This is a genomic window from Oceanospirillum linum (genome assembly GCF_001995095.2).
GTDB classification, from domain to species: domain Bacteria; phylum Pseudomonadota; class Gammaproteobacteria; order Pseudomonadales; family Halomonadaceae; genus Oceanospirillum; species Oceanospirillum linum.
In genome coordinates this window covers 41475-57905 of record NZ_MTSD02000010.1, presented here as the reverse complement: position 1 = coordinate 57905, position 16431 = coordinate 41475, and the positions used below count along the sequence as shown (strand labels likewise).

General features: G+C 49.1%; 15 protein-coding genes. 6 read left to right on the top strand and 9 right to left on the bottom strand.

Features of this window, described 5'->3' with window-relative positions; all coding sequences use genetic code 11:
- Positions 1-46 precede the first annotated feature (46 nt).
- Positions 47-586 (top strand): lactoylglutathione lyase family protein, encoded by a 540-nt coding sequence (locus BTA35_RS15730; protein WP_238377617.1) that lies wholly within the window; start codon positions 47-49, stop codon positions 584-586.
- Here BTA35_RS15730 and BTA35_RS15725 read toward each other — a convergent pair.
- The 3 genes from BTA35_RS15725 to BTA35_RS15715 form a co-directional block, all read right to left on the bottom strand.
- Positions 580-978, bottom strand: a complete 399-nt coding sequence (locus tag BTA35_RS15725; protein ID WP_078320769.1) for a DOPA 4,5-dioxygenase family protein — start codon at positions 976-978, stop codon at positions 580-582. The two genes, BTA35_RS15730 and BTA35_RS15725, sit on opposite strands and share 7 nt — an antisense overlap.
- Positions 979-1590, bottom strand: a complete 612-nt coding sequence (locus tag BTA35_RS15720) for a LysE family translocator (protein ID WP_078320768.1) — start codon at positions 1588-1590, stop codon at positions 979-981. It abuts the gene before it with no gap.
- 348 nt (positions 1591-1938) lie between these two features.
- The gene (locus tag BTA35_RS15715) at positions 1939-2886 is read right to left on the bottom strand and encodes a Fic/DOC family protein (protein WP_078320767.1); all 948 of its coding nucleotides are present in this window, start codon (positions 2884-2886) and stop codon (positions 1939-1941) included.
- A gap of 223 nt (positions 2887-3109) precedes the next feature.
- Here BTA35_RS15715 and BTA35_RS15710 point away from each other — a divergent pair, with 223 nt between their 5' ends.
- On the top strand, positions 3110-5428 hold the full coding sequence (locus tag BTA35_RS15710) for a YgiQ family radical SAM protein (RefSeq protein WP_078320766.1): 2319 nt from the start codon (positions 3110-3112) through the stop codon (positions 5426-5428).
- A gap of 223 nt (positions 5429-5651) precedes the next feature.
- Here BTA35_RS15710 and BTA35_RS15705 read toward each other — a convergent pair whose 3' ends face one another.
- Positions 5652-5984 carry a DMT family transporter gene (locus BTA35_RS15705; protein ID WP_078320830.1) on the bottom strand — a complete coding sequence of 111 codons (333 nt, stop codon included), beginning with the start codon at positions 5982-5984 and terminating at the stop codon, positions 5652-5654.
- Positions 5985-6210: 226 nt separating this feature from the next.
- Between BTA35_RS15705 and BTA35_RS15700 the strand changes: the two genes are divergently transcribed.
- The gene (locus tag BTA35_RS15700) at positions 6211-8406 is read left to right on the top strand and encodes an EAL domain-containing protein (protein WP_078320765.1); all 2196 of its coding nucleotides are present in this window, start codon (positions 6211-6213) and stop codon (positions 8404-8406) included.
- Positions 8407-8422: 16 nt separating this feature from the next.
- Here the strand turns inward: BTA35_RS15700 and BTA35_RS15695 are convergent, their stop codons facing one another.
- Both BTA35_RS15695 and BTA35_RS15690 read right to left on the bottom strand, forming a co-directional pair.
- Positions 8423-8758: a putative signal transducing protein gene (locus BTA35_RS15695; protein ID WP_078320764.1), complete on the bottom strand. Its 336-nt coding sequence runs from the start codon at positions 8756-8758 to the stop codon at positions 8423-8425.
- A 43-nt stretch (positions 8759-8801) separates the two neighbouring features.
- The gene (locus BTA35_RS15690; protein ID WP_078320763.1) at positions 8802-9374 is read right to left on the bottom strand and encodes a TetR/AcrR family transcriptional regulator; all 573 of its coding nucleotides are present in this window, start codon (positions 9372-9374) and stop codon (positions 8802-8804) included.
- A gap of 189 nt (positions 9375-9563) precedes the next feature.
- On the opposite strand from BTA35_RS15690, the gene BTA35_RS15685 reads away from it, so the two are divergent.
- Entirely contained in the window at positions 9564-10196 is a 633-nt protein-coding gene (locus BTA35_RS15685; RefSeq protein WP_160055288.1) for a glutathione S-transferase family protein, read from the top strand.
- Between the two features lie 110 nt (positions 10197-10306).
- On the opposite strand, the gene BTA35_RS15680 is transcribed toward BTA35_RS15685, so the two are convergent.
- Positions 10307-10867 carry a PhnA domain-containing protein gene (locus BTA35_RS15680; RefSeq protein WP_078320761.1) on the bottom strand — a complete coding sequence of 187 codons (561 nt, stop codon included), beginning with the start codon at positions 10865-10867 and terminating at the stop codon, positions 10307-10309.
- Positions 10868-11032: 165 nt separating this feature from the next.
- Between BTA35_RS15680 and BTA35_RS15675 the strand changes: the two genes are divergently transcribed.
- Complete coding sequence (locus BTA35_RS15675) at positions 11033-11932, top strand: DMT family transporter (RefSeq protein ID WP_238377616.1); 900 nt, start codon at positions 11033-11035, stop codon at positions 11930-11932.
- A gap of 85 nt (positions 11933-12017) precedes the next feature.
- Here BTA35_RS15675 and BTA35_RS15670 read toward each other — a convergent pair whose 3' ends face one another.
- The gene (locus BTA35_RS15670; protein WP_078320760.1) at positions 12018-14186 is read right to left on the bottom strand and encodes a TonB-dependent siderophore receptor; all 2169 of its coding nucleotides are present in this window, start codon (positions 14184-14186) and stop codon (positions 12018-12020) included.
- Positions 14187-14339: 153 nt separating this feature from the next.
- Positions 14340-15185, bottom strand: a complete 846-nt coding sequence (locus BTA35_RS15665; RefSeq protein ID WP_202931283.1) for an AraC family transcriptional regulator — start codon at positions 15183-15185, stop codon at positions 14340-14342.
- A gap of 535 nt (positions 15186-15720) precedes the next feature.
- Between BTA35_RS15665 and betI the strand changes: the two genes are divergently transcribed.
- A complete protein-coding gene (gene betI / locus BTA35_RS15660; RefSeq protein ID WP_078320758.1) occupies positions 15721-16362 on the top strand; it encodes a transcriptional regulator BetI in 642 nt (213 codons plus the stop codon).
- Positions 16363-16431: the final 69 nt, after the last annotated feature.

The following is a 16431-nucleotide window of genomic DNA, read 5'->3' as shown; positions in this document are numbered from 1 at the left end:
AAGCTCTGAAACAGCAACCCGAACAAGATAACCTGAGAGGTCAGTCATGATTGCCAAACAAATGATGCCCCGTCATCCGGCAGAACAGCACGCAACCTATCCACGTAATTTCTCCCATATCGGTATTTCGGTACCGGATCTGGACGCTGCGGTTAAATTCTATACTGAGGTGCTGGGTTGGTATCTGATTATGCAGCCCACCACCATCGAAGAAGATGACAGTGCTATCGGCGAGATGTGTACTGAAGTGTTTGGCGAGGGCTGGAAACGCTTTCAGATTGCACACCTGTCCACAGGGGATCGTATCGGGGTTGAGCTATTCCAGTTTGATAACCAGGAAAACCCTGAGAATAACTTTGAATACTGGAAAACCGGCATCTTCCACTTTTGCGTTCAGGACCCAAATGTAGAAGAACTGGCCGAGCGTATTCTGGCCGCCGGTGGTAAGAAACGGATGGAAAAGCCGCGCTACTACTACCCTGGTGAGAAGCCTTATCGCATGATCTATATGGAAGATCCGTTCGGCAATATTCTGGAGATCTACAGCCACAGCTATGAGCTGATTTACAGCGCCGGAGCTTACTGAAACATCGACAGATCCAATACCAGGGGCTGACCAAGCCAATAGGCGTGCTCGGTGTGATCTTTCAGGTGATCGCCGGTAACGCCATGTACCAAAATGGACAGTCCTGTCCGCCCGCACGCCGCTGACTCGCAGCGCTGAGCATCCAACCAGGGAATCAGCTGCTCAAAATCGGTTGTTTTAAAGAGTAACTGACAGCTCCACGCCGGGTGGGGGCCAACCCGCTGCTGATGCACCCGCCCGACCTGAATACCAAACTGCTCACCGGCCCGATGGCAGAGACGGGTAGCAAAGCCCAGAGTCTGCTCATCAAAATAGACGTGGGCGTGGAACACGCTGTGAACATTGGCCGGATACCGGCCAACGGAGGCATTGAAAAAATCAGATACGGACATTTAAGGGATCACCACCCGAACCGCCAAACCAATCAGCACGACACCCGTCATCTGCTCAATACGCTTCACATGGCGACGTAACCAGGCCAGCAGATGTGCCTGGGAGAACAGAAGTGCCACCAGCGTGTACCAGAGACCATCTACGATTGACGCTGTCAGTACCATAATCAGCTGAGCCTCTAAGCCCTGATCAGCGGTGACAAACTGAGAAAAAAGTGCGGTGAAGAAAACCGCCAGTTTCGGGTTCAGCAGCGAGATAAAAAGGCCGGACCGTGCCGCCTGCCAATAGGTCTCTCGGGTGCCGTTTTCTGCCTGTAACTCAGGGGTAGATGCATAGCGCAGGGCATTAAAACCAAGCCAGACCAGATAAGCCGCACCCGCCCAGGTCAGCGCCAGATAAACGGTCTCATAACGGTTGACCAGAATCCCCAGCCCCCAAACGGTTGCGGCAGCCCAGGCCGCTACACCCAAGGCATGGGCACAACCCGCTGCAATACCGTGACCGCGACCGTTACTGACGGTTTGACGCAGTACCACAGCTAAACTCGGCCCCGGTGACATCGCACCCAGTACACAGATCAACAGCAGAGATAACCAAAGGACTAAAGACATAGGGTTTCCTTAAAACAGTCAAGCAAAACGGAGTATTTTAGGACTGAAAAATATTGCAGGCTACTAATCAGCAATGGTTGAGAGCAAACAGTTCAATCTTGGGCACATAACAGCTACAATCTGATGTTCAGAGCACTAGGAATACAGAGATGAAAAAGCGTAAAGTTCGATCAACAATCGTCACCTCACATCACGTTGCCACCATAGCCGTAAAAATGGGCGCTCAAACCTATGATCGCGCTCTGAAAAACATGTGTTCATCTTTCCGGGCAGAGAATATCAAATTCGATATTCAAGAAGCCTCCGTATTAGAGAGTATACTTCAGAAGGAATCTCGATAAATCGAGATCAATCTGAAAGGAAGCATGATAACAAGCGCCTAAGAGCGCGCGTGTCCGCAGAAGCAGAAACGGCTTTCCGAACCGCTGCATGGTAATCTTTCTTAGAAAAACCCTTTTCTGACCGTTCAAAACTCCACTCAATGCTCATTCCCATCTCTTGTGCAAAAAGCTCCGACATGATGCGAATTACCCTCCCATTTCCATCAGCGAATGGATGGATCCAGCATAATTGTTTATTAATGTGGACTAGGGCCTCAATAATTGTCTCCCTGTCAGGATTAACTAAACTTCGCTTGTAACGTGCCATTGAAAGGAAAAAGGTTCTCAGCTCGTCATCAATCTTGCTAGGGTCAAGCGTAGGATTGTCTCGAACACCAACCACCACTTCTGTCTTACGGTATTTACCTGCCCAGTCAAACAAATCCTTGAATAGCACTCGATGGACATAACACATGTTATCTTCTGAAAAAGTAACAACTTTGTTCTCCAGCGCCAAATCCCTCTGCCAACGCAGAAAACGCATGGATGACAGTTTTTCAATAAAATCTATCTCTTCCTGATGTTGTAGGTTAAGCAGGTTTTCATCTACTGAATGGCGATCACTCCCAATGAACAGACTAGCGTGCACAAAGTAAATGTCATCAATGCGAGCTCGGAACATTCCTCGCCTCTGTTTACCCCAAAGTAGGGCTGAATAAGCGCCAATTTTTACAACTATCGCGAAACGATTTTCCTTGTTCCCCACAACATAAACCGTATCCCCAATCTGAACAGAGCGTCTTCGGGCAAGCAGTTCCTCGTTATACGCAACAGGTTGAAACAAGCCTATTGGGAAAGGTTTTCTTATACCGCATCGCCCCATAACAGCCATATTCTTAAAGCTCCAGAACCAATGTTTTCCAGAGCGACGATATGGCGTAAATTTCAGATAAACCATATTTCTTTTAAACGCCATTTTAAGTCCCTGTATATATTCAAATAGGCACAAAGATATTTACAGGCTTTTCTCACAAAGTCGACCCAACGCTGTATTCCCGACTGTTTTTCTGGGACAATGCGCGGTTTGCAAAACCCGTCTGCCTTGCTTCGGTTTTTATATGAAACCCATCGCAGAAAACCAGACCTGATACTGAAGCCAACAGGCTATTCATCGCCTGTTGCAGAACCTGATGAGCGCCATGAGCAGTAAACATAAAACCGCCCCCGACCTGTTTTCCTATCCGCTGTACTGGGCCGAGTGCTTCGGTACAGCACCTTTCCTGCCGACCACCCGCGAGGAGATGGATGCGCTGGGCTGGGACAGTTGTGATGTGATTATCGTTACCGGTGACGCCTACGTGGATCACCCGAGTTTCGGTATGGCGGTATTGGGTCGCCTGCTGGAATCACAGGGCTTCCGTGTCGGTATTATCGACCAGCCGGACTGGCGCAACCCGGATGAGTTTATGCGCCTGGGTAAACCGAATCTTTACTTCGGTGTCACTGCGGGCAATATGGACTCACTGATCAACCGTTACACGGCGGATCTGAAAGTACGTAATGATGATGCCTACACCCCTCACGGTGAGGGAGGCAAACGCCCGGATCGTGCGGTCATTGTTTATTCACAGCTATGTAAACGTGCCTACTCAGATGTACCGATTGTGATCGGCGGCATCGAAGCCAGTCTGCGCCGCATCGCCCAGTATGATTACTGGAGCAACGAAGTGCGCCGCTCTGTACTGATCGACTCAACGGCAGACATTCTGCTTTATGGTAACGCCGAGCGAGCCCTGATCGAACTGACCCATGAACTGGCCCTCGGTAAGGATCTGTCAGAGCTGCTGGATATTCGCGGCACCACCATTGTGCGCGATGCCCCTCCTGGCGGCTTTACCGAGATCGACTCCAGCCGTGTGGACTGGCCGGGCAAGATCGACCAGATTCCAAGCCCTTACGAATATATCCCGGAAGGCAAGTGTCAGGATGGAGAAGAGGAAGACCCGGATGTTATGCCGATCCGCGTCATTCCGGCACCTCTGAAAGGCAAGCATGGCAAACTGGATGCATCCAAAACCTACGTGCGCCTGCCCTCTTTCGAGAAAGTCAATAAAGACCCTGTCTTGTACGCCCACGCCTCCCGCGTGTTGCATCTGGAGTCTAACCCCCATAATGCCCGGGCACTGATTCAGAAGCATGGCAAAAAAGAGATCTGGGTCAATCCACCGCCGATCCCTCTGGAAACAGAGGAGATGGACAAGGTGTTTGGCTTTAACTACCAGCGTGCGCCGCACCCGAAATATGGCGGTGCCAAGATCCCCGCCTATGAGATGATTCGCTTCTCGATCAATATTATGCGCGGCTGTTTTGGCGGCTGTACCTTCTGCTCCATCACAGAGCACGAGGGCCGTATTATCCAGAGTCGTTCTCAGGAATCCATCATCAATGAGATCGAAGATATTAAACAGAAGCTGCCCGCCTTTACCGGTCATATCTCCGATCTGGGTGGCCCCACTTCCAATATGTACCACCTGAACTGCAAAGATCCTGAGATTCAGGCTTCCTGCCGTAAGCTCTCCTGCGTATACCCGGAGATCTGCGTCAACCTGAATACCGATCACAGCCCGACCACTCAGCTCTATCGTCAGGCTCGCGCGGTAGAGGGTGTACACACGGTATCCATCGCCTCCGGTCTGCGTTATGACCTGGCGGTGGAAGATCCGGAATACGTCAAAGAGCTGGTGACCCATCATGTGGGCGGCTACCTGAAAATTGCCCCGGAACACTCAGAAATGGGTACCCTGAGCAAGATGATGAAACCGGGTATGGGTACCTATGACAACTTTAAGCGTATGTTCGACAAGTACTCCAAGGAAGCTGGTAAGAAACAGTACCTGATTCCGTACTTTATCGCCGCACACCCGGGGTCTGAAGATGAAGATATGCTGAACCTGGCGCTGTGGCTGAAAACCCACGACTTCCGCCCGGATCAGGTGCAGACCTTCTATCCGTCGCCGATGTCACTGGCCACCGCCATGTATCACTCCGACAAGAATCCACTCAAGCAGGTGACCTACAAAAGCGAAACCCTGTACACCGCGAAAGATTACGAACAACGGCGTACCCAGAAAGGCTTTTTACGCTATCACGACCCGAAAAACTGGCCAGCCCTGCGTAAAACCCTACGGGAGATGGGCCGGGCTGATCTGATCGGTGATGGCAAAAACAAACTGGTACCCGGTGAAGATAAAGATCCGGTGAACCCCCGCAGCCCACGTAAAGCGCGTCCGGGACAGCAGACAGGAGCATCCCACACCACCAACCGCCCGACCCTGAAAAATGGTCAGGTGAAACAGATCGGTGGCGGTGCGAAGAAATCGGCCGGGAAGAAACCAGGCAAAGGCGGTGCCGGTAAAAAAGCCGCCGGTAACGCCGTAGCCAAAGCGAGCGCTAAACCGTTCGCTAAAAAAAGCGGTGGCAAGAAAGCCCGCCAGGTCAGTCGAAAACCAAGCGCCTGATCTGTCAGATGCTAAAACAAAAAAGGCAGCCCTGTGATGGCTGCCTTTTTTGTACCTGATGCACAGATGTTTCTCATTCAGGCCGCTATACTCAGTCTAAATATCGCTAAGGATGGACGATGCCATGGATAATAAAACCTAAGAGACTGGATATCCCGCTGTTACTCGAACAGGCGCTTGCGAATCCAATCAGTATTCGGGCCGGGATTCAATCCCGGCTCCATCAATGCACACTACTTTTTGATAGTAGGTTCAATACCAGTACGCCGGAAAGAATCAGGCCAATACCCAGCATTCCCATGGTGTCCAGCTTCTGCTGAAAGAAAAACCAGCCGATCAGGGCCACCAGGACAATACCCGCTCCGGCCCAGACCGCATAGGCGATTCCCACAGGAATCGTCCTTAGCGTCAGAGATAACATCCAAAAAGCAATACTGTAACCAACAACAACAGTCACTGAAGGCCATAAACGGGAAAAACCTGCACTACTCTTCAGTGCTGAGGTTGCAATAACTTCAGCGACAATAGCGATGACCAGAAAAATCCAGGCTTTCATAGCATGTCTCCGGATAAGGGATTGACGCTGCACCGGCTTTTCCGGCAGCATAGAGTGGCTAAAGTGCCTAACAGCGACTAGGATAACGTCTTAATACTAAAAGACAATTTGAGTATTGATATGACGCAACAACTTGAAACATATAACTGCTATACTTCATATCTTTTACGCCCACATCATTGATGTAAGCTCCTGACCGAGCATACAAGCAGGGTCATCAGTCATCATGAACAACAGCAAGTGGTATCAGGTTTTTCAGCAAGCCACCTCAGGCATTCTTATCCTCTCCCTTGAAGGAGAGGTCATTCACTGCAACCCTGCGGCAGCTGAATTCTGGGGGACTCCGATCAGTGAACAGACTGAACATGATATCCTTTCCCTGCTCAACACCTGTTCCGATGAGTTAATTCAGCTGTTCAGCGACCCTGAGCAGATGGAATTAAGTCAAACACTGAATATGGGTTTGCCTGCACTGATTGAGCAACACCCCTATATCCTGCAAACAACCAACCCTTCCGCATGGCTGACATTTACCATTGCTCCGCTTAAGAATGAACAGGGTCAACTGACCGAGCTTATGGTCAGCCATAACGATGTCAGCGATCTGGCCTTCAGTCGTCAGATGATTGAAAATACAGCTCTGGGTGTTTCCTCACTCAGTGGGCAGGATTTTTTCGAGAGCCTGGTGACCCATCTGGCCAGAATTTTCAATGCAAAATATGCATTTATCGGACTATTTGATGACAGCCGGGAATCCATAAGAACCCTTGCCCTCTGTGCCAACGGTGCCATCGCGGATAATTTCAGTTATGCGATAAAAGGCACCCCCTGCGATGATGTGATCGGTCATAAAACCTGTGCTATTTGTACCGGTGTCCGAAATCTATACCCTGACGATCTCTTGCTGCAGGAGATGGGAATTGAGGGTTATATTGGCTCACCGATTTTCCACCCGGACGGTTCTGCTCTGGGCATCATTGTGGTACTGAATACCAAACCTCTGAAACAGATAGATCAGTTTAAAAGCATTCTGGAAATTTTCGCTGCCCGTGCTGGCTCAGAAGTCCAACGTATGGATGCAGAGCAGCAGATTCACCGTATGGCCTACGAAGATTACCTGACCCATCTGCCAAACCGAGCCCGGCTGTATCAGGAATTACATGAGCTGAAAATACGCTCAGCCGGTAAGAACACTGAACCTCACTCCGCCCTGTTTATGATAGACCTTGATCACTTCAAAACGATCAATGACGCTCTGGGTCATGATATTGGCGATGAGATTATTCGGAAAACCGGCGAGCGCCTCCGGCAAAAGTTACCGGAAGGAATCTTTCTTTCCCGAATTGGCGGCGATGAGTTTGTACTTTTACTGCATGACAGCCACGAAGGAATTGATACTCCGGAAGTGGAATTACTGGCTGAAAAAGTACTCTTTTTACTGAGCCAGCCCTTTCAGATAGGTGATCGAATTATCAATATCGGTGCCAGCATTGGAGCTGTCCTGTTTCCTCAGGTCAATCTGGCAGAGGATTTCTCTGAACTTGACCTGATGCGCTATGCGGATATCGCACTCTATCAGGCAAAAAATGCTGGCCGTGAACGCTGTGTCATATACTCTCCGGAGCACCAGCAGGAGGTGAATGACCGCCTTGAAATTGAGCGGGGACTCAGAGTTGCTCTTGAGTCTGATCAGTTAAAAATCTATATGCAGCCCCAGGTGAACCTTGCGGGGCAAATCCAAAGTGCTGAAGTTCTGCTTCGCTGGCTACACCCGGAGCAGGGGATGATCCCACCATTCCACTTTATCCCCATTGCAGAGGAAACCGGGTTGATTCTGAGGTTGGGGCACTGGGTTCTGGATAAGACACTGGAACAGATATCCCGATGGCAGGCCGAAAAAACCGTATTTCCTGCACAGATATCTATCAATGTTTCCGCCTGGCAGTTCTCACAACCTGATTTTGTTGCCCATACCCGCTCGCTGTGTGACAAATGGCAGATTGATCCGCAATGTATCGTACTGGAGCTAACTGAAACAGCCTTGCTACGGGATATAACGGAAACCCGCCAGAAGCTTGATGCCTTGCGCCATACGGGGTTCAGGGTCTCTCTGGATGATTTTGGTACGGGGTACTCTTCCCTGGCCTATTTGCGGGATCTTCCTCTGGATGAACTTAAAATAGATAAGAGCTTTATTGATGAAATTCAGCCCGGAAGCCGGCAGCCACTGGTGGAGTCTATGATTGCCATCGGTAAACATATGAAAATGGATGTCATTGCAGAGGGCGTTGAAACAGCTGAGCAGGCTCTGCAACTATCAGAGATGGGCTGTATTAAGTATCAGGGTTTTCACTTTGCCCGGCCAATGCCAGCTGAAGAGATTCCTCAATGGATAATCGACAGGAATAAGCGCCGCAAATAGCCACTACACCGGACCGTTATGCGCTGTGCTGACAGTTCCAGCAGAATTCAAAGCTGGCTTCATTCTGTTCCGCACAAACGTTACAACGCCAGGGCTTACCCAGTGGAGCTTCAAAATTTTCCAGAGCATTTCTGGCCGGTGTAAAGTCATCCACACTCACCCAAAGTGTGACTTCTGTCTCAGCGGGAGGCAACTCCCCTGATCCGGCAACCAGCCCCTCACCTTTAAGGTGTGCCTCGATCCCCATCGCCAGCAACATACCTTTCAGATTATGAGCTTCCAGTATATCTCTCGCCGCATAAACCTTAAGCCATTTATGCTCAGTTAATTCAGTATTCCAATGATTCCACATGACCAGACCTCTGCTTCACTCTGTTTCCCATGGGACAAAAAAATCAGCTCCCGGCTTTATTTTCTGCCATACAACCCAACTGCTGCTGAGCCTCAACCCTGGCCGTTTGAATTATTTCCCCGGCAAGCGTTTCATCTCCGGCGGCCCTTGCCAGTGCGACACCACCTATCATAAGCACAGTGGCAAGAACTGCCTGCTCCCGACTTTTACCGGACTTCTGCTCAAGAAAGCGGGTAAATCCCTGCAATACTTTAGCGTAAGTTTTCTGCTGTAAAGGCTCCCGCTGGGTGATATCGGATACCAGAAATGCCAGCGGACAAGCATCCTTTTCTGGTTGCAGATGATGTAAAGAAAGATACCGTTCAATAACCTGCGCAATATCCGTTGCTGTACTCAGGTTACGCCCTGCACCCTGGGTAGCACCATAAATAATCGCTTCAGAATAAAGCTCAGACTTGGAGCTGAAATGCTTATAAAACGCACCCCGTGTCATCCCCGCATCCTGCATTACCTGATCAATAGATACCTTGTCAAAACCGTGATGGGTAAACAAATGAGAGGCGCTTTTCAGAATTTTACTACGGGTCTGCGCTTTATGTTCCGGTGACCAGGACATCGTCATCTCCTTTTTCAACATTAGCCTTATCATGGCACAGACTTAGAATATGTTCTTGAACATATTCTAAGTCTGTCTATTCTGAGCAAACAGAAAAGCGATACTTAGCACATGAAAGTGTCTGATTTTATATATCATATAAGGCTTTTACCGAAGCACCCCGGCCCTGATAAAACAAGGATAAAAAAGATGATCGAGATTTATGGCATGCCCCACAGCAATCTGGTTCGTAGCGTTGCGCTGACCTGCACCGCAAAACAGCAACCCTTTCAGATAGGCTGGCACCTTAACGGTGAAGAGGTTCCATTCCGCAGCGAAGCTCATAGGGCCATTCATCCTTACTCAAAGTTCCCCATCATTTACCATGAAGGTATGACTTTGACGGAGACACTGGCGATCTGCCGCTACCTTGATACCCGTTTTCCAGAGAAGCCACTGCAACCGGAAAATATTCAGCAACGAGCAGAGCATGATGCCTGGTGTTCCCGCGCCATCACACAGTTAGATCAGGCGATTATCCGACAGTACCTTATCGAGTACGTGGTACCGACAGGGCCGGAAGGCAAGCCAAATATTGAGCTTATGATGAACAATAAACCTACGGTTCTAAAAGCCGTATCCGTCATTGAGGATCAGCTTCAGCATCGTGATTTTATTTGCGGTGACCGCTTTATGCTGGCCGATGCGCTGATTACGCCACTGGCTCACTACGCAACATTACAGAAAGGTGATCTTAAGCTGGTAGACGAAGACAGTCCGATTCACTCTTACCTGAACCGTATCTTTGCCCTGCCGGGTGCCAGAGAGATTTTCACTGGCTGATAAATCTCATCTGACAGACAAAGCCAATACTGAAAAGGGCAGCCACTTTTCCGGTGGCTGCCCTTTTGATTAAGTACAGCTTTTAAGGCCAATACTTATGTTCTGAAAAATCAGGATTTCTTCACAAATTTGGTCAGAATCACAATTCGAACGCCGTTTACGCGACCCTCAATGTGCTCAGGGTTGTCCGTCAGAGAGATCCCACGAACGGCAGTGCCGCGCTTGGCGGTAAAGCCAGTTCCCTTAACATCCAGATCCTTAATCAGGGTGACTGTATCGCCAGCGGCAAGTACAGCACCATTACTGTCCCGTGTGGCAACAGCATCATCTGCTGGCATACCGGCACGAGCCCATTTCTCCAGCTCTTCATCCAGATACATCATATCCAGAAGATCCTGAGCCCAGGGCTCAGAGTTCAGCCGGGTTAACATTCGCCATGCCATCACCTGTACAACGGGTACAGGACTCCACATGCTATCATTCAGGCAACGCCAGTGATTCTGATCAAGCTCTTCAGCTTCGATCTGATCACGGCAAGTACCGCATGCCAGAATGCACTTATCAGAGTGCGCTTCTACAGGCGGAACTTCAAAAACGGCCAGATTGTCTTCTGAACCACATAACTCACATTTAGAGCCACTACGCTCCATCAGTGCTTGTTCAATACTCATTTTAATGTTCCCTATGGGTTGAAGGCGGTATTATGCTCTTTTTGCCAGATAAAATCAGAGTACCCCTACAAAAAACACTGAAAAAATGGGTAGATACGACATTTTTTCTCTTTTAGCCCTGCAAAAGTACCGATCACAACACCTTTTCATTCCCAAGGAAATTTCATGCGCAACACGGTTATGTCGCTCTCCCGTAGCACTCAGGCGGATCTTCTACTGGTCCTGGTGACTCTACTGGCCGGAGCAGGCTGGATCTTCTCCAAACACGCGATGGCGGCCTTCTCACCGATACTTTTTCTTTCAGTTCGTTTTCTGATCGCAGGAATCTTTTTGGGGGGAATCGCCTCAGTACCTTTACGCAAACTCAAAAAAGAGCAGCTTCAAAAAAGTGCTCTGGTTGGTTTTGTGTTTGCTATTGCCATGACGTTCTGGATTCTGGGACTTTTCTACGGTAACCATGTGGGTGTGGGTGCTTTTCTGACCAGTCTTGGGGCTGTTCTGGTTCCTGTGGTCAGTCTGTTCTTTGGTGAAAAAGCTAACAGGAGCCTCTGGTATTCCATGCCTGTTGTTGTGGCAGGTCTGGCCTGTCTGTCACTGGATAACAGCTTTATTTTTGGCTGGGGTGAGTTGTCATTTCTTATTTCAGCCCTCCTGTTTGCGCTCTTTTTCATCCTGAATAGTCGCTTTGCCGCCTCTATTCCTGCGCTGCCGCTCACCACAATTCAGATGATCATTACCGCCGCCATCGCCTTTACCGCCAGCCTGTTTCTGGAGGAGTGGCAATGGTCATTTGAACCGGATATCTGGGTCTGGATTCTGGCCAGTGCCATTATCGCCACCAGCGGACGCTTTCTGTTTCAGACCAAAGCGCAGGGTATGGCCCCTGCCAGCCACGCAGCGATCATTATGACGCTTGAGCCAATCCGGGCAGCATTATTCGCCAGCATATGGCTGGCAGAAACCATGAGTAGTCTTCAGTTTGTCGGCTGCGCACTTATTTTTAGTGCCATGCTGATCAACCGCTGGCAGGTCATTACCCACTTGCTGGGGCGAAAGGAGAGATAAGACAAGAAAACGGCAGGATACCAACTCTGTCAGAAGGTATCCTGCCAATCGGTCAATAATCGAACATCTGGCAGCTCTGCAATACTCAGAAGTCGTATTTCAAACTGGCTTCAACCGTACGTTCTGCGCCAAACCAGCAGTTGTTACCGTCGTAGCAGGTGTAAGACACCTCATCAAATACATTACTGACACTGATACGGGCTGTGGCACCGTATGCACCGGGACTCAGTCCAGCCAGATCATAGGCCACAGACAGATCCATCATCGTTGCCGAAGGAACCGTATCACTATTGGCTGCATCCATCTGAGCTTCACCAATATGACGAATACCAGAGCTTAGCGTTGTTCCTGCAAGTGCTCCCGTATAGATATCATACTGCGCCCAGGCAGAAAGCATCTGCTCCGGAACCCATACCGGCGTTTTGCCCTGCAGCCCATTATTATCCTTCGTAATCTCAACATCCTGACGCGTATAGTATGCGGAAAGCAAAAGGTTATCTGAGACCTGAGCCTGAAGCTCTGCTTCAATACCTTTCGACTCAACTTCCCCCGCCTGAATCAGGTCATAAGCTGAACCATTAGGATCACGGGTGGGAACATTATCTTTTGTAATCTGATAAGCCACAAGAGAGCCCGTTACCTGACGATCAACGCTCTTATATTTAATGCCCGCCTCCCACTGCTGACCGGTAGAGGCTTCAAACGCTTCTTTATTGCGGGTGACGCCTGTTTCAGGCTGATAACTCTCAGCATAGCTGACAAAAGGTGCCAGCCCGTTATCCAGCTGATAGAGCGCCCCAACACGACCTGTGGTATGAGTTTCCGTGAGCTTGGTATCTGTTTCCTGGGAGTATTTTTTACCCTTTTCTGTTCCTTTATAGTCATCGTAACGCGCCCCGGCAATCAGAACCAAAGACCCTATTTTCATCTGATCCTGCAGGTAAAAGCCCGTTTGCTCTGTTTCTTTTGTGAAATCACTGGAATAAGCCGTATTTGTCATATCCAGAGCGGCACGATCCACCTGATTATTATCGCGGTCGAAAAGATCCAGAGTCGCAATCGCCTGATCTTCGTAGCGAATGTCGGATTCCAGTTTCTGATAGTCCAGGCCGACCAGAAGGTTATGTTCAACATTTCCTGTGTAAACGATGCCTGACAGCTGATTATCCAGTGCTATGGCCTTGCTGGTCTCATCGGTCAGATAGGCATTCCGGTTCAGGGTGCGCATATCGTCTTCCAGTGAGGATATATAAGTATTCTCCTGGTATGCCGATGCATCCATATAGCGGACATTCTGAAGCACAGTCCAGTTATCATTCAGCTTGTGGTTAATCTTATAACCCACAAGGGTGACTTCACGCTCATAGGTATTCCAGTTCTTATCACCACTAAAGCTGCTCTGATCAAACTCCCCATTAGGGTTATCCCGGAACATACCCTCTGCAGGCAGCGTTGTATAAACGCCCATCGCCGGATCATCCTGGTAGTATAGGTTGAAGTTAACCAGGGTATCCTCAGAGACACGCCAATCAACAGAGGGTGCTATCAGTGTTCGCTTATCCTGAGCAGTATCAGCCTGGGAGTCTTCCTCCCGGGCCAGACCCACGACACGGTAAGAAAAATCTGACTCCCCTATCTGACCGGTCGAATCAAAGCTGGCCTCAATTTTGTTTCGGCTTCCCGTTGCTAACTCTACGCTGTGGGCGGACTCTGTCTGAGGCTGCTTGCTGATCAGATTCACCATCCCACCGGGGGGCATACTGCCATACAGTGTAGAGGTTGGCCCTTTGAACACCTCCACCTGTTCCAGTACCTTGGCATCGATCTGGGGCTGTAAATTCCAGTCATTAAAAATCAGTGGCAGCCCATCATAGGCATTCTGATAGTTAATAAAGCCTCTGATGGAAAAAAGATCTAAACGCGTAACGGCACCACCACGTAACTCAGTATTGACTCCGGTACTGTAACGTAACGCTTCAGCCACCGAATCAGCATTACGCATATCCAGATCGGCCTGATCAATAATAGAATATCCCTGAGGTGTTTCTTCGGCTGAAAGCGCTGTTTTCGTTGCCGTATTACGATAGGTGTTATTGTAAATAACCAGGTCACCCTGAGTCTGAACCTGATCAGACACTGAGGCTTCATCCGCCGACGCCGCAATCAAAGGGGTAGAAAAAGCAGTGGCAACCGCCATTGCTAACAGACGAGGCTTAAACCGCGCTCCTGATAAAGGGTGATCAGATCTATTCATTATTGCTCCTAGTAAACAGCGATTGAGAAAGAAGGCTTGTTACAAATGTGAATTATTCTCAATAATAATTTTTATGTCGGCTGCAAACTTAACGATTTGGTGCAAACTGATCACCCGGAAGTCAAATCATGCTTAACCATTCCTGCGAATAACTCACTCGGGGGCGACGGGCACCCAATACTCCATTTCCAGATGCTGGCCGTCTGCAATAAAACCTGAAGGGTAGACTTCAAGGTCAAACCGGTTGATTCCCCGATAACCAGACGTCGGCAGCCAGTGGCAAATAAACCACTGCAGTGTATTATCGATCAGACCGGCTGGCCCGGAAAAAGGAATAACAGCGTACTCCTGCTCGGGAATCACCAAAGAATCCAGCAGGGTAAGCGGCTCATGTTGATCACTACTGATACACGCCCAGTAATCAATAGAGGTATCACCTGAACTCAGCGAACTGGTATCCAGAACACCCAGAGCCTGCATCGCGCTCCGGTCTGTGAGGCTATGTTTTTTTGCAAGCCTCTCAGATAATTTCTGCCAGATCTGCGGGACTTTAGCGGAAAAATCAGGCTGCTCGGCAAATATCCCCTGTATCCGGCCCGCAACACCCTGCACCTGCTTCTCCGGCTGACTTTCAACTCTTATCTGGAGCAACCTGTGTTCCTCCAGTCCTTTAAGCTGAGAAATCCCTCCGGGCTTATGACCTGAAAGATCTGTTAGCGGCAGTGACACAATCGGTGTTTTCAGACCGGCACGCTTACCTCGTCTGCGATATTGACCTGGCGTGCAATGAAACATATGCCGGAAACTACGACTAAAACTCACCTCGGAGTCAAACCCGCACTCCAAAGCGATATCCAATTGTGTTCGTCGACTACACAGCAGCAACTCAGCGGCACGACTCAGGCGAATCTCACGTATATATTGAGCAACGGTTTGCCCGGTAAAATGGCTGAATACCCGCTGGAACTGCCACCTGGACCAGCAACTTTTTTCAGCCATCGACTCCACTGACAAAGGCCTGTCCAGATGATTATGTATATATTCCAGGGTGGATTGAATTCTGTGAAAGGCAGCATCTTGTATCATATGAGTTATTTACACCAAAAATCTGTTACCCCAGACGGCAGCAGCAAATAGTAACGATTTCTATTTGATAATCAATCACAATTAAATAGATATATAACCGTACAGAGCCAGAGTGAACCACGCACCCACCGCCCGGACCGGATATCCATTCTGGAAAAGATGCCTGATATAGCCTGCTAGTCTTTTTCAGGTTTTACCGCCCAATAAACGCCGCGCCTGAAAACAATCTGTTGATCGAACTTTTCCGCCACAAAACATAAGACGCCTAATATTTCCCCCTATAACAACATTTTCAAGATCTTAGCTGCATATTGGCAGCTATTTCCTGCAATTAAGCCAGATGTAAAAATATTAGATTAGAACCCTAACTATTTTTTACTTGCAGACCTTGGCTGCATCTGTCATTTTTAATTAAACATTCATTTAAGAAAAACAGGGAGCGGTTGCGATGCCCAAAGTTGGCATGCCGGAAATCCGTAAGCCTCAACTGATTAATGCCACCATGGAAGCGGTGAACGATGCAGGGCTGCATAAAGCCAGTGTTGCCATGATCGCGAAATATGCCGGCGTTTCCCCGGCAATTATCAACCATTATTTTGGTGGCAAGGATGGTTTGCTGGAAGAAACCATGCGCTCTGTTCTGAAAGAGCTGTCTGCAGCGATCAGCAAACGGTTAAAAAAGGTTGAACGCGATAATGTTGTAGAGCGACTGATTGCCGTAGTTGAAGGTAATTTTGACCCTAAACAATTGGACAGCAAGGTCGTCAAAACCTGGCTGACCTTCTGGTCGCACTCCATGCACAAACCTCAGCTACACCGACTGCAACGGGTCAACGAACAGCGCCTGCTCTCCTACTTGCGCTATGAACTGAAGCAGGTGGTCAGCCACGAGGAAGCTGCTTTTATCGCGCAGGGCGTAGCCGCTCTGATTGATGGTATCTGGCTCAGGGGGGCACTCTCTCCCAACGGCATCGACAAAGAACTGGCTGAGCACCTGATTCTGGATTACCTCCGGCTCAAACTGCCAGAGGCGGTCTGGCAGGAATATCTGGACGGCAAATCAGACAAGTCCCGGAAAATGATGACTTAATAATGGCCCGGCAGGCCAATGAATTAACCCGCGACAGACCCTAAATTTTTTTGGCAAACCCTATTTTCA

Excerpts from the sequence above, each read along its gene's own strand:
- BTA35_RS15730 (WP_238377617.1), top strand. The coding sequence starts at position 47 with ATGATTGCCAAACAAATGATGCCCCGTCATCCGGCAGAACAGCACGCA.
- BTA35_RS15725 (WP_078320769.1), bottom strand. The coding sequence starts at position 978 with ATGTCCGTATCTGATTTTTTCAATGCCTCCGTTGGCCGGTATCCGGCC.
- BTA35_RS15720 (WP_078320768.1), bottom strand. The coding sequence starts at position 1,590 with ATGTCTTTAGTCCTTTGGTTATCTCTGCTGTTGATCTGTGTACTGGGT.
- BTA35_RS15715 (WP_078320767.1), bottom strand. The coding sequence starts at position 2,886 with ATGGCGTTTAAAAGAAATATGGTTTATCTGAAATTTACGCCATATCGT.
- BTA35_RS15710 (WP_078320766.1), top strand. The coding sequence starts at position 3,110 with ATGAGCAGTAAACATAAAACCGCCCCCGACCTGTTTTCCTATCCGCTG.
- BTA35_RS15705 (WP_078320830.1), bottom strand. The coding sequence starts at position 5,984 with ATGAAAGCCTGGATTTTTCTGGTCATCGCTATTGTCGCTGAAGTTATT.
- BTA35_RS15700 (WP_078320765.1), top strand. The coding sequence starts at position 6,211 with ATGAACAACAGCAAGTGGTATCAGGTTTTTCAGCAAGCCACCTCAGGC.
- BTA35_RS15695 (WP_078320764.1), bottom strand. The coding sequence starts at position 8,758 with ATGTGGAATCATTGGAATACTGAATTAACTGAGCATAAATGGCTTAAG.
- BTA35_RS15690 (WP_078320763.1), bottom strand. The coding sequence starts at position 9,374 with ATGTCCTGGTCACCGGAACATAAAGCGCAGACCCGTAGTAAAATTCTG.
- BTA35_RS15685 (WP_160055288.1), top strand. The coding sequence starts at position 9,564 with ATGATCGAGATTTATGGCATGCCCCACAGCAATCTGGTTCGTAGCGTT.
- BTA35_RS15680 (WP_078320761.1), bottom strand. The coding sequence starts at position 10,867 with ATGAGTATTGAACAAGCACTGATGGAGCGTAGTGGCTCTAAATGTGAG.
- BTA35_RS15675 (WP_238377616.1), top strand. The coding sequence starts at position 11,033 with ATGCGCAACACGGTTATGTCGCTCTCCCGTAGCACTCAGGCGGATCTT.
- BTA35_RS15670 (WP_078320760.1), bottom strand. The coding sequence starts at position 14,186 with ATGAATAGATCTGATCACCCTTTATCAGGAGCGCGGTTTAAGCCTCGT.
- BTA35_RS15665 (WP_202931283.1), bottom strand. The coding sequence starts at position 15,185 with ATGGCTGAAAAAAGTTGCTGGTCCAGGTGGCAGTTCCAGCGGGTATTC.
- betI (WP_078320758.1), top strand. The coding sequence starts at position 15,721 with ATGCCCAAAGTTGGCATGCCGGAAATCCGTAAGCCTCAACTGATTAAT.